Source organism: Leifsonia xyli (assembly GCA_001647635.1).
In the GTDB taxonomy this organism is placed as follows: domain Bacteria; phylum Actinomycetota; class Actinomycetes; order Actinomycetales; family Microbacteriaceae; genus Leifsonia; species Leifsonia xyli_A.
In genome coordinates this window covers 1,734,248-1,759,894 of sequence record CP014761.1, presented here as the reverse complement: position 1 = coordinate 1,759,894, position 25,647 = coordinate 1,734,248, and the positions used below count along the sequence as shown (strand labels likewise).

At 72.0% G+C, this 25,647-nt stretch carries 27 protein-coding genes; 9 read left to right on the top strand and 18 right to left on the bottom strand.

Going from position 1 to position 25,647, the window contains the following annotated elements; genetic code table 11:
- Positions 1-113: 113 nt before the first annotated feature.
- From A0130_08655 to A0130_08645, 3 genes are read right to left on the bottom strand one after another with little or no spacing between them, the layout of a single operon-like run.
- Positions 114-1,064, bottom strand: a complete 951-nt coding sequence (locus A0130_08655) for an AraC family transcriptional regulator (GenBank protein ID ANF31730.1) — start codon at positions 1,062-1,064, stop codon at positions 114-116.
- A complete protein-coding gene (locus A0130_08650) occupies positions 1,061-1,492 on the bottom strand; it encodes a MarR family transcriptional regulator (protein ID ANF31729.1) in 432 nt (143 codons plus the stop codon). Before A0130_08650 ends, A0130_08655 begins: the two co-directional genes overlap by 4 nt.
- Positions 1,493-1,544: 52 nt before the next feature.
- Positions 1,545-2,978, bottom strand: a complete 1,434-nt coding sequence (locus tag A0130_08645; GenBank protein ID ANF31728.1) for an argininosuccinate synthase — start codon at positions 2,976-2,978, stop codon at positions 1,545-1,547.
- Positions 2,979-3,042: 64 nt separating this feature from the next.
- Between A0130_08645 and A0130_08640 the strand changes: the two genes are divergently transcribed.
- A complete protein-coding gene (locus tag A0130_08640) occupies positions 3,043-3,702 on the top strand; it encodes a hypothetical protein (protein ID ANF31727.1) in 660 nt (219 codons plus the stop codon).
- 3 nt (positions 3,703-3,705) lie between these two features.
- Here A0130_08640 and A0130_08635 read toward each other — a convergent pair whose 3' ends face one another.
- The 3 genes from A0130_08635 to A0130_08625 form a co-directional block, all read right to left on the bottom strand.
- Entirely contained in the window at positions 3,706-4,293 is a 588-nt protein-coding gene (locus A0130_08635) for a hypothetical protein (protein ANF31726.1), read from the bottom strand.
- 271 nt (positions 4,294-4,564) lie between these two features.
- Positions 4,565-6,265, bottom strand: coding sequence for an amidase (locus tag A0130_08630; GenBank protein ANF31725.1), 1,701 nt, complete (start codon positions 6,263-6,265; stop codon positions 4,565-4,567).
- A complete protein-coding gene (locus A0130_08625; GenBank protein ID ANF33359.1) occupies positions 6,262-7,296 on the bottom strand; it encodes an agmatine deiminase in 1,035 nt (344 codons plus the stop codon). Before A0130_08625 ends, A0130_08630 begins: the two co-directional genes overlap by 4 nt.
- Before the next feature lie 122 nt (positions 7,297-7,418).
- On the opposite strand from A0130_08625, the gene A0130_08620 reads away from it, so the two are divergent.
- A complete protein-coding gene (locus A0130_08620) occupies positions 7,419-7,991 on the top strand; it encodes a TetR family transcriptional regulator (protein ID ANF31724.1) in 573 nt (190 codons plus the stop codon).
- 57 nt (positions 7,992-8,048) lie between these two features.
- Here A0130_08620 and A0130_08615 read toward each other — a convergent pair whose 3' ends face one another.
- The 5 genes from A0130_08615 to A0130_08595 form a co-directional block, all read right to left on the bottom strand.
- Complete coding sequence (locus A0130_08615; protein ANF31723.1) at positions 8,049-9,101, bottom strand: alpha/beta hydrolase; 1,053 nt, start codon at positions 9,099-9,101, stop codon at positions 8,049-8,051.
- Positions 9,098-10,018 (bottom strand): hypothetical protein, encoded by a 921-nt coding sequence (locus A0130_08610; GenBank protein ID ANF33358.1) that lies wholly within the window; start codon positions 10,016-10,018, stop codon positions 9,098-9,100. Before A0130_08610 ends, A0130_08615 begins: the two co-directional genes overlap by 4 nt.
- Entirely contained in the window at positions 10,003-10,749 is a 747-nt protein-coding gene (locus A0130_08605) for a 3-hydroxybutyrate dehydrogenase (GenBank protein ID ANF31722.1), read from the bottom strand. The genes A0130_08610 and A0130_08605 overlap by 16 nt, the downstream gene beginning before the upstream one ends.
- A 79-nt stretch (positions 10,750-10,828) precedes the next feature.
- The gene (locus A0130_08600; GenBank protein ID ANF31721.1) at positions 10,829-11,806 is read right to left on the bottom strand and encodes an oxidoreductase; all 978 of its coding nucleotides are present in this window, start codon (positions 11,804-11,806) and stop codon (positions 10,829-10,831) included.
- Between the two features lie 29 nt (positions 11,807-11,835).
- Complete coding sequence (locus A0130_08595; protein ID ANF31720.1) at positions 11,836-13,359, bottom strand: DNA ligase; 1,524 nt, start codon at positions 13,357-13,359, stop codon at positions 11,836-11,838.
- Between the two features lie 46 nt (positions 13,360-13,405).
- Here A0130_08595 and A0130_08590 point away from each other — a divergent pair, with 46 nt between their 5' ends.
- Entirely contained in the window at positions 13,406-13,777 is a 372-nt protein-coding gene (locus A0130_08590) for a cupin (GenBank protein ANF31719.1), read from the top strand.
- Positions 13,778-13,796: 19 nt separating this feature from the next.
- Here A0130_08590 and A0130_08585 read toward each other — a convergent pair whose 3' ends face one another.
- Complete coding sequence (locus A0130_08585; GenBank protein ID ANF31718.1) at positions 13,797-14,426, bottom strand: alanine dehydrogenase; 630 nt, start codon at positions 14,424-14,426, stop codon at positions 13,797-13,799.
- Positions 14,427-14,525: 99 nt separating this feature from the next.
- Positions 14,526-16,070, bottom strand: coding sequence for an oxidoreductase (locus tag A0130_08580; protein ANF31717.1), 1,545 nt, complete (start codon positions 16,068-16,070; stop codon positions 14,526-14,528).
- A 129-nt stretch (positions 16,071-16,199) separates the two neighbouring features.
- Here A0130_08580 and A0130_08575 point away from each other — a divergent pair, with 129 nt between their 5' ends.
- Positions 16,200-16,856: a fasciclin gene (locus tag A0130_08575; GenBank protein ID ANF31716.1), complete on the top strand. Its 657-nt coding sequence runs from the start codon at positions 16,200-16,202 to the stop codon at positions 16,854-16,856.
- A gap of 68 nt (positions 16,857-16,924) precedes the next feature.
- On the opposite strand, the gene A0130_08570 is transcribed toward A0130_08575, so the two are convergent.
- The 5 genes from A0130_08570 to A0130_08550 all read right to left on the bottom strand — a co-directional run bounded on the left by A0130_08570 (position 16,925) and on the right by A0130_08550 (position 20,547).
- Positions 16,925-17,656: a hydrolase gene (locus tag A0130_08570; GenBank protein ID ANF31715.1), complete on the bottom strand. Its 732-nt coding sequence runs from the start codon at positions 17,654-17,656 to the stop codon at positions 16,925-16,927.
- A 32-nt stretch (positions 17,657-17,688) separates the two neighbouring features.
- Positions 17,689-18,084: a bleomycin resistance protein gene (locus A0130_08565; protein ANF31714.1), complete on the bottom strand. Its 396-nt coding sequence runs from the start codon at positions 18,082-18,084 to the stop codon at positions 17,689-17,691.
- Complete coding sequence (locus A0130_08560) at positions 18,081-18,611, bottom strand: hypothetical protein (GenBank protein ID ANF31713.1); 531 nt, start codon at positions 18,609-18,611, stop codon at positions 18,081-18,083. The genes A0130_08565 and A0130_08560 overlap by 4 nt, the downstream gene beginning before the upstream one ends.
- Positions 18,612-18,764: 153 nt before the next feature.
- Entirely contained in the window at positions 18,765-19,892 is a 1,128-nt protein-coding gene (locus tag A0130_08555) for a 1,4-beta-xylanase (protein ANF33357.1), read from the bottom strand.
- A 106-nt stretch (positions 19,893-19,998) separates the two neighbouring features.
- Entirely contained in the window at positions 19,999-20,547 is a 549-nt protein-coding gene (locus A0130_08550) for an isochorismatase (protein ANF31712.1), read from the bottom strand.
- A gap of 55 nt (positions 20,548-20,602) precedes the next feature.
- Between A0130_08550 and A0130_08545 the strand changes: the two genes are divergently transcribed.
- From A0130_08545 to A0130_08525, 5 genes are all read left to right on the top strand, one after another.
- A complete protein-coding gene (locus A0130_08545; GenBank protein ANF31711.1) occupies positions 20,603-21,040 on the top strand; it encodes a hypothetical protein in 438 nt (145 codons plus the stop codon).
- Entirely contained in the window at positions 21,040-22,473 is a 1,434-nt protein-coding gene (locus tag A0130_08540; GenBank protein ANF31710.1) for an MFS transporter, read from the top strand. The genes A0130_08545 and A0130_08540 overlap by 1 nt, the downstream gene beginning before the upstream one ends.
- 37 nt (positions 22,474-22,510) lie before the next feature.
- Positions 22,511-23,419 carry a hypothetical protein gene (locus A0130_08535; protein ID ANF31709.1) on the top strand — a complete coding sequence of 303 codons (909 nt, stop codon included), beginning with the start codon at positions 22,511-22,513 and terminating at the stop codon, positions 23,417-23,419.
- Between the two features lie 82 nt (positions 23,420-23,501).
- On the top strand, positions 23,502-25,184 hold the full coding sequence (locus A0130_08530; GenBank protein ID ANF31708.1) for a hypothetical protein: 1,683 nt from the start codon (positions 23,502-23,504) through the stop codon (positions 25,182-25,184).
- 46 nt (positions 25,185-25,230) lie between these two features.
- On the top strand, positions 25,231-25,593 hold the full coding sequence (locus A0130_08525) for a hypothetical protein (GenBank protein ANF31707.1): 363 nt from the start codon (positions 25,231-25,233) through the stop codon (positions 25,591-25,593).
- Positions 25,594-25,647: the final 54 nt, after the last annotated feature.

Here is a 25,647-nt window from a genome sequence, read left to right as displayed (position 1 = left end):
ACCGCATCCATGCTGCGCGTGCCGCGGAAACGTAGAAAGTGGCGTGGGCGACATGCTGCGCAAGAATCCCGCCAGGCTTTTCGCCATGCAGCGCAAGGATTGCGTCAGGCCGCTCAGGCCGAGAACGTGTGCCGGTACTCGGTCGGCGAGGTGCCCAGGATGCGCTGGAAGTGCAGTCGCAGATTCGCTCCGGTCCCCAGCCCCACGCGCGCCGCGATCTGCTCGACGCCCAGGTCGGTGCGTTCCAGCAGCTCGCGTGCCAGGTCGACCCGGGCGCGCAGCACCCACTGCATCGGGGTGTAGCCGGTGTCCTCCACGAAGCGGCGCGAGAACGTCCGCGCCGACACCTTCGCGTTGCGGGCGAGCGCCTCGAGCGTCAGCGGTTCTGCCAGGTGGGCGAGCGCCCACTCCCGTGTCTCGGCGAAGAGGTCGCCGAGCGGTTCGGGGACGCTGCGCGGCACGTACTGCGCCTGCCCGCCGCTGCGGTAGGGGGCGGCGACGAGCCGCCGGGCAACGCGGTTCGACAGCCCGACGCCGTGATCGCGCCGCACCAGGTGCAGGCAGAGGTCGATGCCGGAGGCGGCACCGGCGGAGGTGAGGATGTCGCCCTCGTCGACGAACAGCACGTTCTCGTCGACGCGGACCAGGGGATGCCGCTCCGCCAGCGCGCGCGTGTAATGCCAGTGGGTGGTCGCGCGCTTGCCGTCGAGGAGTCCGGTCGCCGCGAGGGCGAACGCCCCGGTCGAGATCGCTGCGAGCCGTGCGCCGCGCTCGTGCGCCGCGAGGAGGGCTCCGACGACCGCGGCGGGCGGGTCGGTTATCGCGGGGTTGCGGTAGCCGGGCACGAACACCGAGTCGGCCTGCTCCAGCGCCTCCAGCCCGTCGGCGACATGGTACGAGAGGCCGTCGCCGCCGGTCACCAGGCCGGGCGCCGCGCCGCAGACGCGCACCTCGTAGGGCATGCTCGGCCGATGGGAGAACACCTGGGCGGGGATACCGACGTCCAGCGGCTTGGCGCCCTCCAGTACCAGCACGGCGACGCGGTGCACGCCGCTGTCGCTCATGGGCGGGCGGAGACGATCTGCAGCAGGGCGGCGCGCAGGGCGGCGGGGTCGTCGACCTCGGGGAAGACCTCGTCCTCGAGCCCGCGCACGCCGGCGAAGGCGGCGCGGCCCTCGTCCGTCACGGCGAGGACATGACGGCGCCGGTCGACGGGGTCGGGCCGGCGGACCAGCAGTCCCTCGCGCTCCAGGCGGTCCACCGTGCGGGACATGGTCTGCGGCTCGACGCGCGCGAGCCGGGCGAGATCGGATTGCGAGTCGAAGCCCAGTTCCAGCAGGTGCAGCACGACCAGGCCCGCGTGCGTCAGGCCGCGCTGCTCCAGCGCCTCCGCCCAGGCGCGCTCGACGGTGCGCGAGGCGGCGCCGAGCAGCCGACCCAGCGGCCAGTTCTCGGGGCGGTGCTCGTCCGCCTCCACCTCGTGCTTGTCCATACGCTCATCGTACGTTCGGCGGGTGCCGCGACGCTCGCGCGCCGCGACGGGCTCAGTCGGTGCCCGAGTCGAACGCGGCGCCCTCCGAGCTCAGGTCGATCTCGCGCGACAGCTCCTCGTCGACCGGCTCGACGCCTTCGAGGATGGAGCGGGCGCTGCCTTCCTCGAGCTCGCCGACCAGCGCGCCGGTCGGTCCGCCGATGAGGCCGGACGCGGCGTACTGCTCCAGCCGCGAGCGGGAGTCGGCGATGTCGAGGTTGCGCATGGTCAGCTGGCCGATGCGGTCGCCGGGGCCGAACGCGGAGTTGCCCACGCGCTCCATCGACAGCTTCTCGGGGTGGTAGCTGAGCGCCGGACCGGTCGTGTCGAGGATCGTGTAGTCGTCGCCGCGGCGCAGGCGCAACGTGACCTCGCCGGTGATGGCGGAGCCGACCCAGCGCTGCAGCGACTCGCGCAGCATCAGCGACTGCGGGTCCAGCCACCGGCCCTCGTACATCAGGCGGCCGAGGCGGCGGCCCTCGTTGTGGTAGTTGGCGACCGTGTCCTCGTTGTGGATGGCGTTGAGCAGGCGCTCGTAGACGATGTGCAGCAGGGCCATGCCCGGCGCCTCGTAGATGCCGCGGCTCTTGGCCTCGATGATGCGGTTCTCGATCTGATCGGAGGCGCCGAGCCCGTGACGGCCGCCGATGGCGTTGGCCTCGAGCACGAGGGCAACCGGGTCGTCGAACTCGACCCCGTTGATGGCGACCGGGCGACCTGACTCGAATCGGACGGACACCGTCTCGGTCTCGACGTGGACATCGTCGCGCCAGGCGGCGACGCCCATGATCGGCTCGACGATGTCGAGGCCTGCGTCCAGTTCCTCCAGTCGTTTCGCCTCGTGGGTGGCGCCCCAGATGTTGGCGTCGGTCGAGTACGCCTTCTCGGTCGCGTCGCGGTACGGGAAACCGCGCGCGACGAGCCACTCGCTCATCTCCTTGCGCCCGCCGAGCTCCTCCACGAACGCGGCGTCGAGCCACGGCTTGTAGATGCGCAGGCGCGGGTTGGCGATCAGGCCGTAACGGTAGAACCGCTCGATGTCGTTGCCCTTGTAGGTGGAGCCGTCGCCCCAGATCTCCACGCCGTCCTCCATCATCGCGCGCACGAGCATGACGCCGGTGACCGCGCGGCCGAGCGGAGTGGTGTTGAAGTAGGTCTTGCCGCCCGAGCGGATGTGGAATGCGCCGCACTGCAGGGCGATCAGGCCCTCTTCGACGAGCGCGCGCTTCGCGTCCACCAGTCGGGAGATCTCGGCGCCGTACTCGCCGGCGCGGCCGGGGACGGCCTCGATGTCGGGCTCGTCGTACTGGCCGATGTCGGCGGTGTAGGTGCAGGGGATCGCGCCCTTCTCGCGCATCCAGGCGACCGCGCAGGAGGTGTCGAGACCTCCCGAGAACGCGATGCCGACTCGTTCACCGACGGGCAGACTGCTCAGAACCTTGGACACGGCATCCAGCTTACTGAGCGAGTCGCTATGCTGCGGCCAGGGGGTTCTCATGACGGGGAATGACGTGATCTCGACTCGGCTGCGCGGTCTCGCGGTGGTCGTCGCGATCGGTGCGGCCGCGGTGCTCACGGGGTGCGCGGGCGGCGTGGCCGGAGCGGCAGCGACGTCGCCGGCGGTGTCCGCGTCGCCGACGACCACCTCCACGCCCACGGCCATGCCCAGTGCCACTCCGGCGGCCGACCCGGCCGATCCGTCGACCTGGCTGGTCACCTTCGAGGGCATCGGGCCGCTGGTGGCGGGGTCCGAGCTGGCCGCCGTCCCGTCGGAGCTCTCGGCGTTCACGGAGCTCGCCGCGCCGGAAGAGCAGTGCTCCGCGTACGTGTACCGGCTGGCCGACACCCTCCGAGCGTCCACCTCGGGCGGTCGGACCGATCACGAACACGCCGTCGATGTGACGGTGTCGTGGATGGGGTCCTCCGACGCGCCCGGGCCGTCCGACGTCGCGGCATCGCCCCGGACGGAGCGCGGGATCGGAGTAGGATCGACGATCGCGGAGCTGAAGGCGGCCTACCCCGACCTCGCGGTGACGCACGGTGGGGACGTGCCCACGTACGGGATCACGGACGGCACGCGGTGGATCCTGTTCCGCGACCTGTGGGCGGGCGGGACCGTGTCCGCGGTGCAAGTCGGGACGAGCGACCTCATCCCGAACGAGATCTGCTGACCGTCAGCCTCGGCCGTCGGCGGACTGCGGGGGGCACTCGCCGCCGGGCCGGGTGCGCAGTTCGAAGTGCCAGGCCTCATTCGCGTACGTCTGGCACAGGCCCCAGGTGTTCCCGAACCGGTTGAGGTAGTCCATCGCGCCGGCGTCGGCGATGTCGACCGCCTCGCCGCGGACGTGCGCCGAGTCGCTGCCGCGCTTCACCCACTTCTCGGCCTCCTCCTCGCTGCCGTACTGCTCGACCGCCTGCGCGAACAGGTGCTCCTGATACCGCTCGGAGCGCCACCCGTCGGCGATCGTGATCTCGTGGCCGGCGCCCTCCTGCCGCATCGCGGCCTGCGCGTCGCGGAGTGCGGTCAGGAGCGCCGGGTCGAGACGGGTGACGGCGGGGAGGTCGCTGTCGAGGCTCAGGGAGCCGCCGTCGGGGATGTAACCGTCATCGACGGTGAGGCCGTCCGCGGTCGCGGCGCCGCCCGCCGCGGGAAGGCTCGCAGGACGGGCCATCGCGGCGGTGCCGCCGGCCGCGCATCCCGCGAGGGCGGCGGCGAGCAGGAGGGCGGAGGCGGCGCCGATGACGCGGTTCGTGGAGTGCATGCCTCCCACGCTCGCAGCGCAGCCGCGCCACGCGCGTCCCTCCCGAGCCTGATCCGCATCCCTCCCGCGACCGACCCGGCGCGGAGGGTCCCATCACGATTCGTCACGAATGGGCGCGATTCGTGGCGAATGGCGACCATTCGTGACGAATCGGCGCGGCCGTTCGACGGCGCCGACCCTCACCCCTGCGAGGATTCGTGCCGAATGTGCGTTATGGCGACCTCATAACGCACATTCGGCACGAATCGCGGACGGCCCCGGGAGGGTGCGGCTAGGGGAGGGGCGGTGTGCGGGGCGGGGCAGTGCGGCGCGGGGCCAGCGCCTCGAAGGCCGCGGCGAGCGCGAGCAGGCGTGTGTCGTCGTAGGCGCGGCCGGCGAAGGTCAGCCCGACGGGCATCCCGATGTCGGCCATGGTGCCCATCGGGACCGTGACGGTCGGGATGCCGAGGTGCCGCGGAACGAGGTTGCCGTTCGCGACCCAGACGCCGTTGCGCCAGCCGAGGTCCGCCGAGGCAGGGTTCACATCCATGTCCGCCGGTGCCACGTCGGCCACGGCCGGGAAGACGACCGCGTCGAGGCCGATGCCATCCATCCACTCCTCCAGGTCGACGCGGCGGGTCTCCTCGAGGCCGCGCAGTCCGTCGGCCAGCTCCGGGATGCTGTCCAGCGTCGTCCCCGGATGCGCCCGCACCCACGCGGGGTAGTCGGCGATGTCGTCCTCGAACCCGGTGTAGCGGTCGGGCAGGGCGCCCTCGGGCTGCGGGAAGATGCGGGATCCGTCCACGTCCGCGAGGGTGCGCAGGGCGGGGTCGCCGTTCGCGTCGAGGAAGTCGTTCCATGCCCACGCCGACAGGTCGACGATCTCACGGCGGAGGAACTCCGGCCGGACCAGACCGCGGGTGGCGATCGTGGGCGCGCCCGGCCGGTCGCCCTCGTAGTTGGACACGGCCGGGAAGTCGACCTCGACCACGGTCGCACCCGCCGCCTCCAGGTCGCGTCGCGCCGCCTCCCAGAGGGCGATCACCGACGCGCGCGTCTCGATGCGCTGCCCGGTCGGGCCGCCGATCCCGGGGTGCTCGGCGGTGCCGGCGTCGGGGTCGGCGTTGATGTACATCCGCGGGATGCCCACGCGTCGGCCGGCCAGGGAGGCATCCTGCGCCACCGCCGGGTACGACGCGGGTCGCACCTCGGACGCGCGCGGCAGCTCGACCCACGGCTGGGCTCGCCAGAAGTCGCCGCGCGTCTCCGCGTCGTCGGCCACGATCACGTCGAGCACTTCGAGCAGATCGCCCATCGTGCGCGTGTGCGGCACCACCACATCCATCGTCGGCACCAGCGGCCAGTTGCCGCGCACCGAGATGATCCCGCGCGACGGCGTGTACGCGCACAGGGCGTTGTTGGAGGCGGGGGCGCGGCCGGACGACCAGGTCTCCTCGCCGAGCCCGAATGCCGCGAAGCTGGCGGCGGTCGCCGTGCCCGAGCCGTTCGACGACCCGGAGCCGAACGCGGCCGTCAGGTAGTCGCCGTTGTACGGCGACTCGGCGCGGCCGTAGACGCCGCGCTGCATGCCGCCGTTGGCCATCGGCGGCATGTTGGTCAGGCCGAGTAGGATCGCCCCGGCCGCCCGCAGCCGCTCGATCGTGAAGGCGTCGCGCTGCGCGACCAGGTGCTCGAAGGCGGGCGAGCCGGCCGCGGCGGTCAGGCCGCGGGCAAGGTAGCTGTCCTTCGCGGTGTAAGGGATGCCGTCGAGCGGGCCGAGCGTCTCGCCGTGGGCCCGGCGCGCGTCGGACGCGCGGGCCTCCTCCATTGCGTCCGGGTTCCGGACCACCACGGCGTTGAGCCGTGGGCCGGCCGCGTCGTAGGCGTCGATGCGCGCCAGGTGCGCCGTCACCAGCTCCTCGCTGGTCGTCTCGCCGGCCTCGAGCGCTCGCCGCAGGTCGGCGATGGAGGCCTCGACCACGTCGAACGTCATGCGTTCACCGCCGGCTGCTGCTGGGTGATGCAGTGGATGCCTCCGCCGCGCGCGAAGATCGGGCGCGAGTCCACCATGGTCACGCGGCGACCGGGGTAGACGGCCTCCAGGATCTCCGTCGCCTCGGCGTCAGCCTTCTCCTCGCCGAAGCCGCACGCCACGATGCCTTCGTTGACGACCAGGTGGTTGACGTAGCTCCAGTCGACGAAGCCCTCCTCGTCGCGGAGGGTCGCCGGCGCGGGCAGCTCGACGATGTCCCACCGGCGGCCGGCCGCGTCGGTCGTCTCGGCCAGCATCGCGCGCAGCTCGCGCGACACCTCGAAGTCCGGGTGCTCCGGGTCGCGCTGGGTGTGCAGCAGCAGGGTGCCGGGGGAGGGGATGGTCGCGACGATGTCGACGTGGCCGTTGGTCCCGAAGTCGTCGTAGTCGCGGGTGAGGCCGCGCGGCAGCCAGATCGCGTGCGTGGCGCCGATCGTGCGGGCCATCTCCGCCTCGACGCGCGCCTTGTCGGCGTACTTGTTGCGCCGCGGGTCGAGCTGCACCGTCTCGGTCAGCAGGACCGTGCCCTCGCCGTCGACGTGGATGCCGCCGCCTTCGTTGACGAGCAGCGAGCTGATCAGCTCGGCGCCGGTCTGCTCGGCGACGAAGCGGGCGATCTCGGCGGACTTGCGCCACTCCGCCCACTCCGGATCGCCCCAGCCGTTGAACGTCCAGTCCACTGCGCCGAGCACGCCCGGGCGCTCGTCGTCCACCACGAAGGTGGGGCCGAAGTCGCGCATCCAGAACTCGTCGAGCGGCGCCTCCACCTGCTCGATGTGGCTGCCGAGCATGCGGTGGGCGCGGTCGCGCTCGGTCGGGTCGACGACCATGGTGAGCGGCTCGTACTCGGCCACCGCGTGGGCGACCGCGGTCCACGACGCGTAAGCCTCCTCGGCGGACGCGGCGTCGTCACCGAGGGTGAGGCCGGCGCGCGGGAACGCCATCCAGGTGCGCTCGTGGGGTGCCGTCTCGGCGGGCATGCGCCAGGTCATCGAGTCCTCCATCGGTCGGCGACTTTTATTGATCGTGCGATCAATATGTGTGACGAAAGTACCTATACTGGGCGGACCATGTCAAGAGCCCCCGCCGCCCGCCGGCCGAGCGCCGCACCGAGCTGGCGACTGCCGCGCGCGACCTTGCGCTGACCGACGGCCTCGCCGCGGTCACACTCCGCGGTGTCGCAGGGCGCGCGGGTGTGACGCCCGCTCTCGTGGCCCACTACCATCCGGCGATGGACGCACTGGTCGCGTCCGCCTTCGCCGCCGTGGTCGGCGCCGAGCTGGGCGAGGTGCGCACGCTGCTCGCCGGGGCCGGTGCGCCCACCCAGCGGCTGGCGGTCCTGCTCCGCACCCTGCTCGACGGGACGCGCGACGACGTCACCCTGGTCTGGGTGGAGGCGTGGGCGCTCGGGCGGAGGAACGAGGCGCTCGCCGAGGCGGTGCGCGAGCAGATGGACGCGTGGCAGGAGCTCATCCTCGGCATCGTGCAGGAGGGCGTCGCAGCGGGCGAGTTCCATGCCGACGACCCGGCGCAGGCCGCCTGGCAGCTGCTGGGGATGATCGACGGCCTGAACGCGCAAACGCTGGTCCGCTGGGGCGGCGGCGACCGCGCCCCGGTGCTGGCGCGGGCGGTGGAGGGGATGCTGGGGTTGCGGCGCGGGGCGCTGGACGCAGCGATCGAGTCGTGAGTCGATGCTCGAATCAGGGTCGGATGGAGTGCTGATGTCTCCACTCGATGGCGCGGCTCACCTGATCCACGCGAGCAGCTCCGCCCGGAACTCCTCGGGCTTCTCGATGTGGGCCGAGTGGCCGCAGTTCTCGAAGACGACCTCGCGCGTCCGGCCGCCGTTCGCGGCGTAGCGGTCGAGCACGGCGCGGGTCTGCGCCAGCATCGGCTGCGGGGGCGCCACCTCCTCTCCCGGCCAGCCCGGGATGACGCCCGCCGCGCCGAGTTGGTTGAGGTCGAAGAAGGATGCGTCGCCGACGATCGCATCCACGTCGCCGTGCAGCCACAGGATCGGCGGCTTGGCCGGCGCGTCCGCGATGCCGGAGGTGTCGAAGTGGGTCGGGGCGAGCGTGTTCAGGATGCCGCGGGTGCCGGGCCCGAAGCCGGGCCAGTGCTCCGAGGCGGCGGCGTCGCCGGGGTAGTTGTCGGGGCCGGTGGCCGTGGACAGCATCGACTCCACCCACAGGTCCTCGTACTCCGACTCGAAACCGGGGGCGACGTACGACGACCGGTAGACCGCACGGGGCGACGTTGGCGACTCCTCGCCGGTGTCGCCGGCAGCGAGCCGGGCCACGAAATCCGGGTTCGCGCCGCCGCCTCCGGTGCCGGAGGCGTCCGCGTTCAGCAGGGAGCCGTCCAGCGCCGTGCCGCCGAAGCCGTACGGCGAGACCGGGGAGACCAGCGTCAGGCTGCTCACGAGGTCGGGCCGGTCGAGGAGCAGCTGCATCACCACGCCGCCGCCGAGGCTCCACCCCACGATGTGCGCGGCACCGAGCCCGAGCTCGTCGGCGACGGCCGCGACATCGTCGGAGAAGTCGCGGACGCCGCGGGTCGCATCCACCGGGAGCACCTCGCTGTCGCCGAAACCGCGCAGGTCGACCGCGAGCGCGCGGATGCCGGCGGGCAACGACAGCATCAGCGGCTGCCAGAACAGCGACGACGAGACGTTGCCGTGGACGAACAGCACGGTCTGCAGAGCTTCGCCGTCGGCGGGGCGCTCCAGCACATTGGCGGTGTAGCGGTCGGTGCGGACGGCGCGGGCGTCGATGCCCGGCAGCAGCGTTCCGGTCATGCGGGTGTCTCCTTCGGGTGGGCGTTCGGGTGGGGGATGGAGCGGTCGAGCACCGGCAGGATCTGCCGGAGCCCGTCATCGGTCATCAGGATCGTGTAGTGGTTGACGTCGTCGGCCTCGCTCACGCTCATCCCGGGCAGCCGCTCCCGCCATTCCGCCACGACCTCCAGCGGATAGAGAGGAGGGCCGTCGAGCAGGCCGCGGGGCGCCCGCACGAAAGCGATCGGGAGCCGCAGCCCGGCCAACGCCTCCGCGTAGCCGTTCCCGCCATACAGCTCCAGCGCGTTCACCGACACGGCCGCCTCGCTGACGCTCGACCGCAGGGCGGGCGCCTCGCCGACCAGGTCGTAGGCGACGTAGTCGGCGAAGGTGTCGTTCCACCAGGGTCCGATCGCGGGATGCTGACGCCAGAACTCCTCGTAGGCGTCCGGCGACGCGAAGGTGCGCCGAAGCCGTTCGACCGCGGGGCCGAGGACGGCAGCAGGGACCTGGTCGGCGGGGATGTCGGACGGCCAGGGCAGCGGCAGGCCGCCGTCGATGAGCGCCAGTCTCTCCGTTCGGTCCGGGTGGCGCTCGGCGAAGCGCACCGCGACGAAGCCGCCCATGCTGTGACCCGCCACGGCCGCCCGCGGCACGTCGAGCGCATCCAGCGCCCGGGCCACGTCGTCGGCGAGGTGGTTCAGCGTGAACGGACCGGGAAGGTCGCCGCTGCGGCCGCGGCCGCGCAGATCCGGCGCGATGACCCGCGTGCCCGGCAGGGCGGCCGCGACCCGCGCCCAGGCGAGATGGTTCGCCGTGATGCCGTGGATCGCGAGGAGCGGCGTGCCGGGGGCGTCCGGGTTCCAGACTCCGCCGGCCAGCTCACCGCCGTCGACCGGAGCGGCGAACGGGACAGGCGCGGTCACCGGGCGCTCCAGCCGCCGTCCATCGTGTAGCTCGCGCCGGTGACCATCCCCGCGTCGTCTCCGGCCAGCCACAGCGCGAGGCTGCCGACTTCGGCGGGCTCCACCAGCCGCTTGATCGCGGCCTCGGTGAGCATCACCTTCTCGACCACGTCCTCCTCCGGGATGCCGTGCAGCCGCGCCTGGTCGGCGATCTGCTTCTCGACCAGCGGCGTGCGCACGTATCCGGGGTTGATGCAGTTGGAGGTGACGCCGTGCGGGCCGCCCTCCAGGGCGGTCGTCTTCGAGAGGCCTTCGAGCGCGTGCTTCGCGGTCACGTAGGCCGACTTGTACTCGCTGGCGCGCAGCCCGTGGACGCTGGAGATATTGATGATCCGTCCGAAACCGCGCTCGTACATCCCGGGCAGCGCCGCGCGGATGAGGAGGAACGGCGCCTCGACCATGATCCGCAGCATCAGGGCGAAGGTCTCCGGCTCGAACTCCTGGATCGGCCGCACCGTCTGGATGCCCGCGTTGTTGACCAGGATGTCGGTGTCGACCGCCGCCTGCGCGAGCTCGACGGTCTTCGACAGGTCCACCTCCCAGGCGTCCCCGCGGAGCCGCTCGGCCACGTCCCGCGCCGCGTCGCCGTTGAGGTCTGCGATGGTGACGTGCGCGCCGGCCTCCGCGAACACCTCGGCGCACGCCAGCCCGATGCCGCTCGCGCCGCCGGTGACGAGCGCCCTCCGCCCGGTCAGATCGGTCATCCTCGACGCTCCTTCCCGCTGGGCCAGGGCCCTAGCCGCACTCTAACGCCGGGCGTCGGGCGGGCGGAAGGGCAGCGGATCAGTACACCAGTCCGATGCGCTCCCGGATGGTGTCGAGCGTGCCCATGATCGCCACCGACTGCGACAGCGGCAGCCGCGCATCCTCTCCGCCGCCGGCCGCGATCAGGCGTTCGATCGCGCGGGCCTGGTACTGCATGCCCCGCCCCTCGATGTGGGACTCGTAGGTCTCGAGGACGCGGCCGGCGGGGTCGACGACGCGGAACGTCGTGGGCGCGTAGAAGGTGGCGTCGAGCTCGACGCGGGCATCGGTGCCGAGCACGGTCGCGCTGTTGTCGCCTGCCGCATCCAGGGTGGTGGTCAGCGCCGCCTGGGCGCCGCTCGCGTAGCCGAGGAGGATGGACGTCTGCCGGTCGACGCCGGTCGCGGTCGGCGTCGAGAGGGCGAGCACCTCGTCCGGGGCGCCGAGCACGTCCCACGCGAACGAGACCGGGTAGATCCCGAGATCGAGCAGCGCGCCGCCGCCGAGGGCCTTGTTCAGCATGCGGCCCTCGGGGTCGGGGTTGGTGCGCTGGTCGTGGTGGGCGACGACGGAGCGGAGCTCGCCGAGCGTGCCGTCGCTCACGATCTCCTGCAGTCGCTCCATGTGCGGCAGCCACCGCGTCCACATCGCCTCGAGCGCGACGAGGCCGTTCGCGGCGGCCGCGTCGGCGATCGCCTGCGCCTCGGCCTGGTCCATCGTGAACGGCTTCTCGACGAGCACGTGCTTGCCGGCCGCGAGGGCGAGCAGGGCGTTCGGCGCGTGCTGCGGATGCGGGGTGGCGATGTAGACGACGTCGACATCCGGGTCGGCCACGAGCTCCTCGTAGCTGCCGTGGGAGCGCGGAATGCCGTGCGCCGCGGCGAAGCGGGCCCCGGACTCGGGACTGCGGGAGCCGACCGCCGTGACGGTATGCCCGTCGAGCTGCAGGTCGCGCGTCATGGCGCCGGCGATGCCGCCCGTGCCCAGGATGCCCCACGCGGGGGAGGAGGTCGTCATGCGGTCATCGTACGACGGGCCGGCGCCCGCTACTCCCGCAGCAGTCCGCGGAGCGTCTCGATGGTGTCGGCCTCGCCGGGGTCCTTGTCGTCGCGGTAGCGCTTGACGCGTGCGAAGCGCAGCGCGATGCCTCCCGGGTACCGGCTCGAGCGCTGGACGCCGTCGATCGCGATCTCGGCCACAGTCGTGGGCGCGACCCAGACCGTCCCGGCCGTCCGGCGCACCTCGATCTCCTGGAAGTGCTCGGTCTGCCAGGCGAGCAGCTTGTCGGTGAGGCCTTTGAACGTCTTGCCGACCATGACGAACCCGCCCGGCTCGCCGTATGCGCCCTCGGGGTCGCGGGCGCCGAGGTGGATGTTGGACAGCAGCCCCTGCCGCCGGCCCGATCCCCACTCCACCGCCAGCACGACGAGGTCGTAGGTGTGCACGGGCTTCACCTTGACCCAGCTCGATCCGCGCCGGCCGGCCGCGTACGGGGAGTCGATCGCCTTGACGACGACGCCCTCCTGCCCGGCTGCCAGCGCCGCCTCGGACACGCGCTCGGCGACCGCGGGGTCGGCCGTGACCTCGCCCGGGATGCGGTGCTCGCCCGCGACCCGCTCCAGCTCGGCCAGCCGGACGGACAGCGGCTCGTCCAGCAGGTCGCGGCCGTCGACGTGCAGCACGTCGAAGAACCAGGGATGCAACATGGTCTCCCGCGCGGCTTCCGCGCCGAAGCGGCTCATCGTCTCCTGGAACGGCCGGGGCGCGCCCTCCTCGTCGAGCGACAGCGTCTCGCCGTCGAGGATCACATCCCGCACCGGCAGCCGCCGGACCACCTCGACCACCTCCGGCAGGCGATGCGTGATGTCGGCCAGATTGCGGGTGAAGACGCGCACGTCGTCCCCGTGCCGGTGCACCTGGATGCGGGCGCCGTCCAGCTTGTACTCGACCGATGCCTCGCCGGTCGTGGCGAGCGCCTCCGTCGGGGTCGGCGCGGAGGCGGCGAGCATCGGCAGCACCGGCCGCCCCACCTGCAGGCCGACCGCGTCAAGCTCCTCCGCCGTACCCGTGAGGGCGAGCCGCGCGGTCTCGCCGAGGTCGCCGGACAGCATCGCCGCCCGGCGCACGGACTCGCCGCCGCGGTCGGACGCGCGGGCGATCGCATCCATGAGGACGCCCTCGAGCGCCCCGGTGCGCATCTCGCCGAGGAGCACGCGGGCGATGAAGTCCTGCTCGCGCTCCGTCGCCCGCGCGGTGAACTCGCGGAGCACCCGGTTCCGCTCGGTCGCGGACCCGGCGCCGGAGAGCGCGGCGAGCCGGTCGAGCAGCGCATCCAGGTCGTCCACCGTGAGCGTCGGCTCGGGGGCAGGATCGCCCATCGCGCCGCTGAGCCCGCGCCAGCCGACGCCGACCCGTCCCTGCCGCGCCTTGCCGACGAGGAAGCCCACCGCGGGTGCGATCTCGTCGGGCTCCAGCTGAGCGAGCAGCGCGGCGAGCGCATCCACCTTCGCCAGGCGGGACCGGGTGGACGCGACGGTCTCGGCCGTCGTCACGAGCGCGTCGAGGAGCACGCCCCCATACAACCACCGGCCGCCGACAGCGCCCTAGGCTGGCGACATGAGCGCACCCGTCCGGAACATCCTCGCCGCCTTCGACCGCATCCCCGATCCCTGGCAGCCTCACCGTCTCGTCAGCGTCAATGACCAGGATGTGAAGATCGCCCGTCTGCGCGGCGAGTTCGTCTGGCACTCGCACCCCGACAGCGACGAGCTGTTCCTGGTGGTCGACCGCCACTTGACGCTGCAACTCCGGGACGGGGACGTTGAGCTCGGTCCGAACGACGTCTACGTCGTGCCCGCGGGCGTCGAGCACTGCCCGCGCGCCGACACGGAGGCCCTGGTGGTCATGGTCGAGCGCCAGGGCACGGTCAACACCGGCGACAACCCGGGGCAGCGGACGACCGAGGTACGGGAGCTCATGGAGGACTGACCCCGGTTGCGGCCAGGCCTCAGTCCGTCTCGCCGCTCTCCTGAGCGCGGCGGGACGCGCGGACCCGCCGGATGCGCCGCACGACCAGCCACGCGAGCGTCAGCCCGACGGCGGCGTAGATGACCACGTCGAGGTACTCCGTGTACCGCTCGACGAGGTGGTACTGCGTCCCGAGGGCGAACCCGGCGCCGACCAGCAGCGCGTTCCACAGCAGCGTGCCGGCCAGCGTGAACAGCGCGAACCGGCCGAACGGCATCCGGGTCGCGCCCGCGGGCAGTGAGATCAGGCTGCGGACCAGCGGCACCAGCCGGCCGAAGAACACGGCGCCGCGGCCGTGGCGGCGCAGCCACTCCGCCGACGAGCGGAAGTCGGACTCGTCCACGAGCGGCAGGCGCGCGAGCAGCCGCACGGCACGCTCCTCGCCGAGCCGGCGTCCCAGGAGGTAGAGGATGACGGCCCCGGCGAAGCTGCCCAGGGTCGCCGCGAGCAGCACCAGCACGACGTTCATCGAGCCCTGGTACGCCAGGAACCCGGCGAACGGCAGGATGACCTCGCTCGGGATCGGCGGGAACACCACCTCCGCCAGCGCGCACACGCCCACCCCGAACTCGCCGAGCGCGGTCATCACTCGCGAGGCGAGGCCGGCGATCCCCCGAGGTCTTCCGGTGCGGCGGTTGCGGCGTAGGTCGTTCCCGTCATGGCGACGACCGTACCGGGCGCGGATGGGAGGGCCGTGGGTACGCCCGGGTCAGACGACGCGCACGAACGTCTGCTGCCAGCCGGTCGACCCGTTCGGCGCGATCGGCGCCCGCTTCTCCTCCTGCAGCCGGCCGGCGCTGTCGGTCGCGCGCACGGCGAGCGTGTGCCCGCCCGCGGTCGCGTCCCAGTCCAGGGACCACTGCACCCACGTGTCGGCGTTGATCGGGTTCGACAGCTGCGCCTCCTGCCATTCGCCGCCGTCGATCCGCACCTCGACCTTCCGGATGCCCACGGTCTGCGCCCACGCCACACCGGCGATCTTCGTGGGGCCGGCGCTCACGGTCTTGTCGACCCGCGGAGTGTCGATGCGGCTCGAGAGCTTGATCGGCGCCTTCGCGCTGTAGCCGCGGGGCGTCCAGTAGGCCTGGTCGGCGGCGAAGGTGGTCACCTTCAACTCGGTCAGCCACTTGGTCGCCGAGACGTACCCGTACAGTCCCGGCACCACCATCCGCACCGGGAAGCCGTGCTCGAGCGGCAGCGGCTCGCCGTTCATGCCGACGGCGAGGATCGCATCCCGGTTCGCGTCCGTCAGGGCGTCCAACGGGGTGCTCGCGGTGAACCCGTCGACGCTGCGGGACAGCACCATGTCGGCGCCGGACCGCGGCCGCGCGAGCGCGAGCACATCGCGGACGCGCACGCCCAGCCAGCGGGCGTTGCCGATGAGGTTGCCGCCGACCTCGTTGGAGACGCACGTCAGCGTCACCGCGTACTCGTCCAGGCCCATGTCGAGCAGGTCCTGGAAGCCGAGTTGGATGCGCTTCTCGACCATCCCGTCGATCGTGAGCCGCCAGGCGGCCGGGTCGACCGAGGGGACGGTGAGGGCGGTGTCGACGCGGTAGAAGTCCCGGTTGGGGGTGAACAGCGGCGAGAGGCCCGGCACCTTCAGGTCGGCTCCCGCGGGGATCCGCACGCGCGAGGCGGGGGCGGGCAGCTTGACGGCCGCGCGGATCGCGGCGATGGACGACGTGGCGGCCGATCCGAGACGCGAGCCGACGCCCGCGACGACGGCTCCGACGGCGGCGACGCCGGTGAAGAGGAGGAAGCGGCGGCGATCGACCCCGCGCTCGGCGTCCTCGGCGGCCCGGTCGCGCCAGCGGTGCAGTCGCGCGACGAGCAGGTGCAGCACGGCCGCGCCCGCGACCGCGCCGACGGCCGACGGCAGGAATGCGAGCGGGCTCGCTCCCGCGCGGGTGACGGTGGCCACCACAGCGGCGATCCCGGCGACGGCGAACAGGGCGACGCCTACCCAGCGCCGCCACAGCTCGAGGACGCCGGCCACCGCCGACGCGACGAGGACCGCGACGCCCAGCGAGGCGAGCAGGAACAGCTTGTCGTTCGACCCGAAGAGCTGGATGGCGAGTTCCTTCGCCGGTCGCGGGACGATGTCGATCACGAAGGAGCCGACCGCGAGGATGGGCCCCGCCTCCCGGGCCGCGACGAGCGCGACCAGTTCGGCCGCGGCCAGGAACACGCCGCCGCTCACGACCCCCGCCAGCGCCGCCAGGGCGACCGTGCCGATCCTCGTTCTCGTCATGCCCCCTATTCGTGGCGACGACCCGTCGCGGATTGCATCCAATCCGTTTCCCCCGGTGCCCCGAACCCCAGATGACCGCCCGCTGAGGAGGTCTCACGAACGGCACCACCCCTCGAAGGAGAAGAGAACATGCGATCCACCGCCCGTCTCGCCGCAGCCGGAATCCTGGCCGCCGCGGCCCTCGCCCTCACGGCCTGCTCCTCGGGAGCCGGCACCGCGTCCAGCGACACCAGCGCGCCGATGAAGTCATCGACCCCGTCCGCCTCGGCGTCGATGGACCCGGCCGCCGACCTCGTCGGCCCCGGCTGCGCCGACTACGCCAAGGCCGTCCCCTCTGGCGCCGGCTCGGTCTCCGGCATGGCCGAGGACCCGGTGGCCACCGCAGCGAGCAACAACCCGCTGCTGACCACCCTGGTCGCCGCCGTCTCCGGCAAGCTGAACCCGAAGGTGAATCTGGTCGACACCCTCAACGGCGGTCAGTTCACCGTGTTCGCTCCGGTCGACGACGCCTTCAAGAAGATCGATCCGGCCACCATCGACACGCTGAAGACCGACGCAGGCGCGGCGACGCTGACCTCGGTCCTCACCTACCACGTCGTCCCCGGCCAGCTCTCGCCGAAGGACATCGTGGGCACCCACAAGACCGTGGAGGGCTCCGACGTGACCGTCAGCGGCTCCGGCGACAGCCTCAAGGTGAACGACGCGAACGTGATCTGCGGCGGCGTGCACACCGCCAACGCGACCGTGTACCTCATCGACTCGGTGCTGATGCCCCCGGCGAAGTAACCGATTCCCTCGACGAACCGGCCGTGCAGCGATCGCTGCACGGCCGGTTCGTCGTTGTGCCGGGTGTCCTACAGGAACGCCGCCAGCGGCTCCGTCAGCCGCTCGCGCGCGGTCTGGTCGTCGATGGTCGCGACGCCGTCGCCGGACTGCGGGCCGTAGTCCCCGAACTGGCCGTGGTTCATCCCGTCGATCTCGACGAGCTCGGAGTCCGCCGGCAGCAGGTGCCGCGCCGCGGCGATCTTCGCGGGCGTGCTCAGCCCGTCACGGCTGCCGCCGATCGACAGCACCCGGAGCTTCGTCTCCGAGACGTCGTTCGCGCAGTACGAGCCGAACAGGATGAGGCCCGTCACCTGCGGGTCATCCGCGAGCTGGCAGGCGCGCACCCCGCCGAGGGAGTGACCACCGACGTACCACTCGTCGACGCCGGGTGCGTGCGCAGTGAATGTGCTCAGCGGCCGCTGGTCGAAGAAGGCCAGGTTGAGGGTCGGCTTGGTGATGACCACGGTCAGCCCGGTCTCCGCCACGGCGCCCGAGAGCTTGTAGAGGTAGGCGTACGGGTCGACGAGCGCGCCCGGCACGAAGACCAGCCCCTGCCCGGACGCGTGCCCGGTCGGCTCCATCACCACGGCGTCGCCGGCGTCGTGGATGCTCACCGCCGGGTCGCGCCACGCTTCGAGGGCGGCGGTCCGGTCGCCCATCATCGGTGTCGAGGCCCACGCGAGGAAGCCGATGACGACCAGGGCGAGGACGCCGACAACTGCGACGAGGGAGGTGCGGATGCGGTGTCGAGGTCGGCTCACAGCCCCATCCTACGAGAAAGTAAGCTGGCTGACTAACTCGGCGACCACTGTTCGCCGGGGCGGTACGAGCCGAAGCTCCACTCCCGGCCGCCGGGGTCGAGCACCCGCGCGCGACGGGTGCCCCAGTCCGTGTCCTCGGGCGGGAACACGACGGTCGCCCCGGCCGCGACGGCGCGGGCGAACATCCCGTCGACGTCCGGCGTGACGAGGTAGGTGCCGACGCCGGTCGAGGCGCCGACGAGGGGAGGCTCGACCGCGACCGTGTCCGTCCCCAGCATCACGACGGTGTCCGCGAGGCGCAGCTCGCTGTGTGTGACGAAGCCGTCGGCGGCATCGTGTCGCTGGATCACGTCGAAGCCGAGCGCCTCCAGCCACGCGATCGCGGCCGGCGCGTCTCGATAGCTCAGGTAGACGGCCGAAGAGATCATGCCGGGTCTTCCCACGTCGTCGGCGGGTCGCCGGGGCGCGCCTGCAGGTCGGCGCGGATGCCGTCGAGCACGGCGCGGACCGACACCCGCTTGGCCTCGGTGTCCACGATGTTGGCCGGGACCGTCACGGTGAGGCCGGACTGATAGAAGGCGCGAATGCGGAAGCCTCCCGACCAGGAGGTCTCCTCGGCGTTGTCCGCCTCCGACCCGCCGGAGAGCTCGAAACGGAGCAGCCCGGCCCGGCTCTCGACGCGGGTGACGACCTGCGCGCCCGGCGTCCCGTCATCGATGACCTCGGCCGCCACCACGATGCGGTCGGTGAAGACGCCGACGCGAAGCGTCACGGTCGACAGGCCGGAGGCCGCTGCGGCGCCGAGGTAGATGATCCGCTGGTCGCCGACGGCGAGCTCGAGCTGGCGGAGCAGGACGGGGTACCACGACGGCTGCGGCTCGAGCAGCTGCTCGAGCCCGCGCTCGTCGGCGAGCAGCGCCCGCAGTCGGTCCTGGATCGCTGTGAGCTGCGCCATCGTGCGGTTCTCCCTCTGCTCGCCCCGGCCACAGCCTATCGCTAGCCAGGCTAGTAATGCATGCGTTCTCGCGGCGGCCGCGGCAGAGGGGCATTCGTGCCGACTGCGCGCCATTCGTGAGGAGCAGCGCGCATTCGGCCCGAATCGTGGGGGTCAGCGCCGCGGGCCGGTGTGGCCGGGGGCGCCGGACGCCAGGGCGAGCGTGTCCTGCAGTGCGTAGTACTGCGGCTTGGGCTGCAGGTTCTCGTCGTAGATCAGCGCGGCGCCCTCACCGGGGAAGGTCGACGGGACCCACGAGTACGCGTCGCCAAAGCCCCAGATCGTGTACGAGATGCAGGCACGCACCGCGAGGCAGGCCTGCAGGGTGGACACGTAGGCCCCGACCTGCGCCGTCTGCTCGACCGGAGTCACGGGCAGCGTCGTTCGCACATCCACCTCGGTCTCGGCGACCTTGAGGCCGAGCGCGGCGAAGCGCTGCAGGTTCGCCTTCAGGTCGGGGAGCCCGTACTGGGTGTCGAGGTGCGTCTGGAAGCCGACCCCGTCGATCGGGACGCGCTGCTTCTGCAGCTGCTGCACCAGGCTGTAGACCGCGTTGCTCTTCGGCCCGGTGAACTCGATGTTGTAGTCGTTGTAGAAGAGGAGCGCCTTCGGGTCGGCCTCGTGCGCCCATCGGAACGCGTCGGCGATGTAACCCGGGCCGAGCTTCTGCAGCCAAATCGTGTCGCGCGGGGTGCCGTCGTCGTTGAACGCCTCGTTGACGACATCCCACTGCCAGATCTTGCCCTTGAAGTGGGTGACCTCATCCTGGATGTGCTTCTTGAGCAGGGCGCGCACCTGCTCCGTGCTCATCGAGGGGAGGGCGGCGTTCAGCCACGCGGGGAGCTGGTTGTGCCACACGAGCGTGTGCCCGCGGACGAGCTGCCCGTTCTGCTGGGCGAAGGCGACGAGCTGGTCGGCCGGCCCCCAGTTGTAGACGCCCTGAGAGGGCTCGACGCTCTCCCACTTCATGGCGTTCTCGGGCGTCACGGTCGAGAACTGGTTCGCGGTGATGTCGCGGTAGGCGGCGTTGGATGCGAGCTCGTCGGTGTTGACGGCGGTCCCGATCCGCAGGCCGACGCCGTCCCCGAGCGCGCGGAGCGAGTCCGCGGGGACGTGCGGCTGGTGCCCGGGAGGCGTGGCGGGCGGGGCGGCGAATGCAGCTCCCTGGGCGAGGATGACGGCGCCGGCGCCGAGCACGGCGGCGGCGATCAGGCCGCTTCTGAGGCGAGAGGTCACGCGGATACTCCTTCGTATCGGTAGTGGATTTGTTGCGCGACCCACCTAATTCCACCCTCGAACGGGTGTCAAAGGTTTTGGAAAACCCGGATTCGCCAGCAGAACGACGGAGCTACCCGATCCACTCGTCGACCGTCGCGACGGTCGCCTGCCGCGGGAACACCTTCTCGGTGAGCACCCGGTGCACCTCGGGGTCGGCATCGGCGCACGCGTCGGCCAGCACGGTGAGGCGGAGGTCGAGGTCGGCGGCCTGGCGCACGGTCGACAGCACGACGCCGCTGGTGGCGATGCCGCCGATCACCAGCTCGTCGGCTCCGAGGCCGCGCAGCAGCACGTCGAGGTCGCTGCCCGCGAAGGCCGAGATCCGCTTCTTCACGACGACCGGTTCGTCCGCGCGGGGCGCCAGCGCGTCGATGATCTGCGTGTACGGGCTGTCGAGGTGCATCGCGTCGCCGGCGGACGCCGTGCGGGCTCCGAAGGATTGGTTGGAGGCGGCCACTTCGGGGTAGCCGGGTCGGAACGCGACGCGCACGAACACCACCGGGATGCCGCGGGAGCGGGCTGTGTCGAGGGCGCGGGCGGCGGCCTCGACGGCTCCCTCCATCCCGGGGCGACCGGCGATGCCGTTCTGGAAGTCGCAGAGGAGGAGAGCGGAGGTCATGAGGGCGTCCTTTCGGAATCTCGACAGTTACAACTGTGCAGTCTAGACTGTCTATATGACCAACGTGCACCCCGACGTCACCCCGCGGCAGACCGCCGTCGACCTCCGCGCCGTGCTCGCCCGGCTGCTTCGCAAGCTCCGCGAGACGACGAACGACGACATCACGCCGTCCCAGGCGTCCGCGCTCTCGCGGCTGGGCAAGGGCGGCGTCTCCACCGTCAGCGCCCTCGCGCTCGCCGAACGCGTGCGCCCGCAGTCGATGGCCGCGATCGTCGAGGCGCTCGAAGGGCTCGGATTCGTCACCCGCAGCCAGGACCCGAACGACGGCCGCCGCCAGATCGTCGACCTGACCGAGGCGGGATGGGCGCAGATCGCCGGTCAGCGCGAGGCGGGCGTCGCGTGGCTGGAGCAGGCGCTCGCCGAGCAGGTGTCCCAGGCCGAGCTGATGACGCTCGCTGCAGCCACCTCCGTGCTGGAACGGATCCTCGACTGATGGCCCTGAAGCCCGCACCGGCCGGCCGCTTCGACCGCCGGCTGCTCGCGCCCATGATGGTGGGCGCCATCCTGAACCCGATCAACACGGCGATCATCGCCGTCGCACTGGCGCCGATCGGCATCGCCCTCGGGGCCCCGGCGTCCGAGACCGTGTGGCTCGTCTCCGCCCTCTACCTCGCTACCGCGATCGGGCAGCCGCTGGTCGGCCGGCTCGTCGACATCTTCGGGGTGAAGCGGCTGTACCTCGCCGGTGGGGCGCTGGTCGCGGTCGCCGGGGCCATCGGCCTCCTCATCCCGGAGTCACCCGAGAGCGTGTGGTGGCTCGTCGCCGCCCGCGTCGTGCTCGGGCTCGGGACGTGCGCCGGCTACCCCGCGGCCATGCACCTCATCCGTGCGGAGGGTAAGCGGACGGGCGTCGCCTCGCCGGCGGTCATCCTCACCGTCCTCTCGGTGACGACCCAGACGGTCGCGGTCGTCGGCCCGACGCTCGGTGGCCTGCTCATCGGGGCGTGGGGATGGCGTGCCACCTTCGCGGTGAACCTGCCGCTCGGCATCGCCAGCGTCGTCCTCGGTGCGATCTTCCTCCCGCGACGGACCGGGCTGGAGCCGCCGCGCGACCAGCGTCCGCGCATTGACGGTCTGGGCATCCTGTTCTTCGCGGTGGCCATGCTGGCGCTGCTGGTCTTCCTGCAGAACATCGCGCTCGGGACGCTGTGGCTCGTCCCGGTGGCGCTGGTCGCCGGGGCCGCACTGGTGTGGCGGGAGCTGCGGGTCGACTCGCCCTTCATCGACTTGCGGGTGCTCGGCGGCAACGGGCCGCTGCTGCTCACCTACACGCGCTCGCTGCTGACCGCGACCATCTCGTACACGTTCGTCTACGGCTTCACCCAGTGGCTCGAGAACGGGCGCGCGCTCGACCCGACCGCCGCGGGCCTCGTGCTGCTGCCCGTCTTCGCCGCCGGGATCGCCGTCGCCCTCGCATTCGGACGGCGACCGGAGGTGCTCGGCAAGCTGCTCATCGGCTCCATCGCCCAGCTCGCGGCGGGCATTCTGGTGCTGTTCATGACCGGGGCGACGCCCATCTGGTACCTCGTCGTCACGATGCTGGTGCTCGGCATCCCGCAGGGGCTCAACAACCTGGCCATCCAGAACACGCTTTACCACCAGGCGGAGCCCGAGCGGATCGCCTCCTCCGCCGGTCTGCTGCGGACGTTCTTCTACCTGGGCGCGATCGTCGCCTCCGTCGTCTACGGCAACGTGTACGGAGAGCGAGCGACCACCGGGGGACTGCACGTGCTCGGGTGGGTGGTCATCGGCATCTCGATCGTCTTCCTCCTCATCACGGTGCTCGACCGCAGCCTGCGCTCGATCGGGCGCGAACAGCCGCGTGCGTCGGAGCCCGAGGAGCAGGGCGCTGCGAAGGCCGATTAGGCTCGTTGCATATGAGCGCACGTGTGGTGGAGGCGGCATGACCGCGACCGAACTCGATCCGTCCGGAGTGGCCGCGGAGTTCCGCGCGCAGGTGCGCGAGGATGTCACGCGACTGGCCGCCGACGGCCGCTCGCTCCGCGTGGTCGGCCTGCTCGGCCAAGAGACCGGACCCGCGGCGACGTACGCGCGCTTCGCCGGCCGCGGCTTCCAGGACGTCGGCATCGAGTTCGACCTGCGACACGTCGCCCCGGAGGACGTGGAGGCGGCCGTCGCCGAGGCGAACCTCGACCCGGACGTCGACGGAGTCTTCCTCTACTACCCGCTCACAGACCCGCGCGGCGACCGCTGGCTGCGCGAGCTCGTCGACCCGCGCAAGGACGTCGAGGGGATGCACTCCTTCTGGAGCCGCCTCCTGTACGAGAACCAGCGCTTCGTCGACCCGGACCGGTCCGTCCGCGCGATCCTGCCGTGCACGCCGCTCGCCATCCTGAAGCTGCTGCAGAAGGCCGGGATGCGCGGCACCGACCCGAGCGCGCCCCTCGCCGGGGTCACCGCCTGCGTGATCAACCGCAGCGAGCTCGTCGGGCGCCCGCTCGCCGCGATGCTCGCGAACGACGGCGCGCTCGTCCACTCCCTCGACCTCACCGGTTCGGTCACGTTCGAGCCGGCGATCGGCCGCCACACGCACGACGTGCGCGACTCCGGGGTGACGCGGGCCGAGGCGCTGGCGACCGCCGACGTCGTCATCTCCGCGGTGCCGTCGCGGTCGTTCGAGCTCATCCGCGGCGACGAGATCCGCGAGGGCGCGATCTGCGTTGATGTGGCCGAGTTCACCAACTTCGACCCGTCCGTCCGCGAGCGCGCGAGCGTGTTCGTGCCGCGGGTCGGCCCGCTCACCATCGCGATGGCCGCGCGGAACCTGGTGCGGCTGACCTCGGTGCAGTAGCTCCTCGCCGAGCCGGGGCGGTTATCCACAGCGCTCAGGACGGTCCTTGTGGAGCCCCCTCCCCGTGGCTGAGAGTGGTCGCATGGGGCGGATGGGATCGGGCATCGAACGGCGACGACGGCTGGCGGTCGGGCTGGGAGCACTCGCTCTGGCCGTGCTCGCGAGCGTGGCCGCGGCATCCCCGGCGGCTGCCGCCGTCCCGGCTCCCGGGCCGGGGGAGGCCGTCGTGACGATCCGCGTCGGCGGCGACCGGGTGGACGACACCACCGTCGGTCCGCTCGCGGGCGCCACGCTCGGCCTGTTCGCCACCCAGACGGACACCACGCCGCTCGCCACGTGCGTCTCCGACGCGGACGGCGACTGCAGCATCCTGGTCAGCGGGGCGCTCCTCGGCACCGCGCCGTGGGTGGGCCAGGTCTCCCCGCCGCCGGGCTGGAACGCGAACGACCGGCTGCGCACCGGTCCCGGGAGTGGCAGCGGTTCGATCGACACCCCGTACCGGTTCGCGACGCCGACTCTCGTCGCCGGGCAGACCTACCGCTCGTCGTCCGACTTCATGTTCAGCAGCTCCAACTCGCTCAACACGCGGTCCAACGGCGTGTGGCAGCAGTCGCGCGCCAACCCGGCCCTCCCCGCGGCATGCGGGATGGATGTCGCCCTCGTCCTCGATCTCTCGGCGTCGGTCGGGGCGAACCTCCCGACCCTGAAGACGGCCGCCGACTCCTTCGCGGACGCCTTCGTGGGAACTCCGTCGCGGATGGCGGTCTACAGCTTCTCGGCCCAGTCCCCGAGTGTCGAGCAGGCGGGCGGCGCCGTCGACCAGAACAGCCCGGCCCTGCAGTCGGTCTCCACGCAGGCCGGCGCGGACGCGTTCAAGGCGACGTACGCGGACTGGGGACTGGGCGCCGGGACCAACTGGGATGCCGCGCTGCAGCGGGTCGCCGGGTCCGGCGTCCACTACGACGCCGTGATCGTAATCACCGACGGCAACCCCACCCGGTGGGGCGCCGACACCCTCCACGGCGACGGCGCCAACACCCACTTCACCGACGTCGAAGCGGCCGTGTTCTCGGCCAACACCCTGAAAGCGCAGGGGACGCGCGTGGTGTCGTTCGGCGTGGGCAACGGCGTCTCCGGGATCACGGCGCTCAACCTCGCGGCGATCTCCGGTCCCGAGGCGTTCGACCCGGCAGCCGGCAACGTCGCGACAGCCGACTACTTCCAGATCCCCGACTTCTCAGGCGCGGGCGACGAACTGCGCCGGCTGGCCCTGGCCAATTGCTCGGGTTCCCTGACGGTGGTCAAGCAGCTCGTCCCGTCCGGGACCATTGGCGAGGACATCACCGGCGCGACCCCCGCCGGCGCGGGATGGGTGTTCGTCGCCGCAGCCCGGACGGCCGGAGCTGCAGTCACTCCGGGAACCGCGACCACGACGGCCGACGGGACCGGCGGCGTCGCGTTCGAGGTGAGCTACCCGACCGGCGGAACGACCGCCGAGGTGGGGGTCGCCGAGGTGCAGCAGCCGGGTTACACGCTTGTGACCCGGGGGGGCGCGCAAGCGGTCTGCCGCAACCTCTCGACCGGCGCGGCCGTCCCGGTCGCGAACCTCGGGCAGACCGGGGTCACGCTCGACGTCCCGATCGACGCGGCGGTGAGCTGCTCCGTCTACAACCGTCCACCCCCGACCCGGCGACCGTCCGCCTCGACAAGACCTGGGTGGTGGACGGCGTGTCCTATCCCGACGGCAGCCAGCCGGCCGGGCTGAGCGCCCGGGGCTTGCTCACGCCGCCGGGCGGCGGCTCCCCCAGCCGGTGGCGTTCGGCACGGTGCAGACGGGGTACGGCGTCGGCGCGACGGTGACGATCAGCGAGCGTGTGACGGTCACGGCTCAGCAGTGCGCCCTCGTGAGCAGCAGGCTGAACTCCGCGAACGGAGCGGCGGCGGATGCCGCCGTCCCCTTCACGACGCAGCTCGCATCCCCGGCGTCCCGGTTCGGGCTCACCAACGTGGTGACCTGCGCGCCGACTCCGGTCGAGCCGCCGACGGAGACGACCGGACTGGCGGCGACGGGTTCGACGGACGGAGGCGCCGCGCCCGCGCTGCTCGGACTGGGCGCGCTCCTGGGCGGGGCGGTGTTGCTGGTCGCCGCGCGACGTCGGCGACGGCTGCGCTAGCGAACCACCTGTCCACAAAGTTCATACTCCGGTATGAGGCAGTAACTGCCGAAA

Excerpts from the sequence above, each read along its gene's own strand:
- A0130_08655 (ANF31730.1), bottom strand. The coding sequence starts at position 1,064 with ATGAGCGACAGCGGCGTGCACCGCGTCGCCGTGCTGGTACTGGAGGGC.
- A0130_08650 (ANF31729.1), bottom strand. The coding sequence starts at position 1,492 with ATGGACAAGCACGAGGTGGAGGCGGACGAGCACCGCCCCGAGAACTGG.
- A0130_08635 (ANF31726.1), bottom strand. The coding sequence starts at position 4,293 with ATGCACTCCACGAACCGCGTCATCGGCGCCGCCTCCGCCCTCCTGCTC.
- A0130_08630 (ANF31725.1), bottom strand. The coding sequence starts at position 6,265 with ATGACGTTCGACGTGGTCGAGGCCTCCATCGCCGACCTGCGGCGAGCG.
- A0130_08625 (ANF33359.1), bottom strand. The coding sequence starts at position 7,296 with ATGACCTGGCGCATGCCCGCCGAGACGGCACCCCACGAGCGCACCTGG.
- A0130_08615 (ANF31723.1), bottom strand. The coding sequence starts at position 9,101 with ATGACCGGAACGCTGCTGCCGGGCATCGACGCCCGCGCCGTCCGCACC.
- A0130_08605 (ANF31722.1), bottom strand. The coding sequence starts at position 10,749 with ATGACCGATCTGACCGGGCGGAGGGCGCTCGTCACCGGCGGCGCGAGC.
- A0130_08600 (ANF31721.1), bottom strand. The coding sequence starts at position 11,806 with ATGACGACCTCCTCCCCCGCGTGGGGCATCCTGGGCACGGGCGGCATC.
- A0130_08590 (ANF31719.1), top strand. The coding sequence starts at position 13,406 with ATGAGCGCACCCGTCCGGAACATCCTCGCCGCCTTCGACCGCATCCCC.
- A0130_08580 (ANF31717.1), bottom strand. The coding sequence starts at position 16,070 with ATGACGAGAACGAGGATCGGCACGGTCGCCCTGGCGGCGCTGGCGGGG.
- A0130_08575 (ANF31716.1), top strand. The coding sequence starts at position 16,200 with ATGCGATCCACCGCCCGTCTCGCCGCAGCCGGAATCCTGGCCGCCGCG.
- A0130_08565 (ANF31714.1), bottom strand. The coding sequence starts at position 18,084 with ATGATCTCTTCGGCCGTCTACCTGAGCTATCGAGACGCGCCGGCCGCG.
- A0130_08560 (ANF31713.1), bottom strand. The coding sequence starts at position 18,611 with ATGGCGCAGCTCACAGCGATCCAGGACCGACTGCGGGCGCTGCTCGCC.
- A0130_08550 (ANF31712.1), bottom strand. The coding sequence starts at position 20,547 with ATGACCTCCGCTCTCCTCCTCTGCGACTTCCAGAACGGCATCGCCGGT.
- A0130_08545 (ANF31711.1), top strand. The coding sequence starts at position 20,603 with ATGACCAACGTGCACCCCGACGTCACCCCGCGGCAGACCGCCGTCGAC.
- A0130_08540 (ANF31710.1), top strand. The coding sequence starts at position 21,040 with ATGGCCCTGAAGCCCGCACCGGCCGGCCGCTTCGACCGCCGGCTGCTC.
- A0130_08535 (ANF31709.1), top strand. The coding sequence starts at position 22,511 with ATGACCGCGACCGAACTCGATCCGTCCGGAGTGGCCGCGGAGTTCCGC.
- A0130_08530 (ANF31708.1), top strand. The coding sequence starts at position 23,502 with ATGGGGCGGATGGGATCGGGCATCGAACGGCGACGACGGCTGGCGGTC.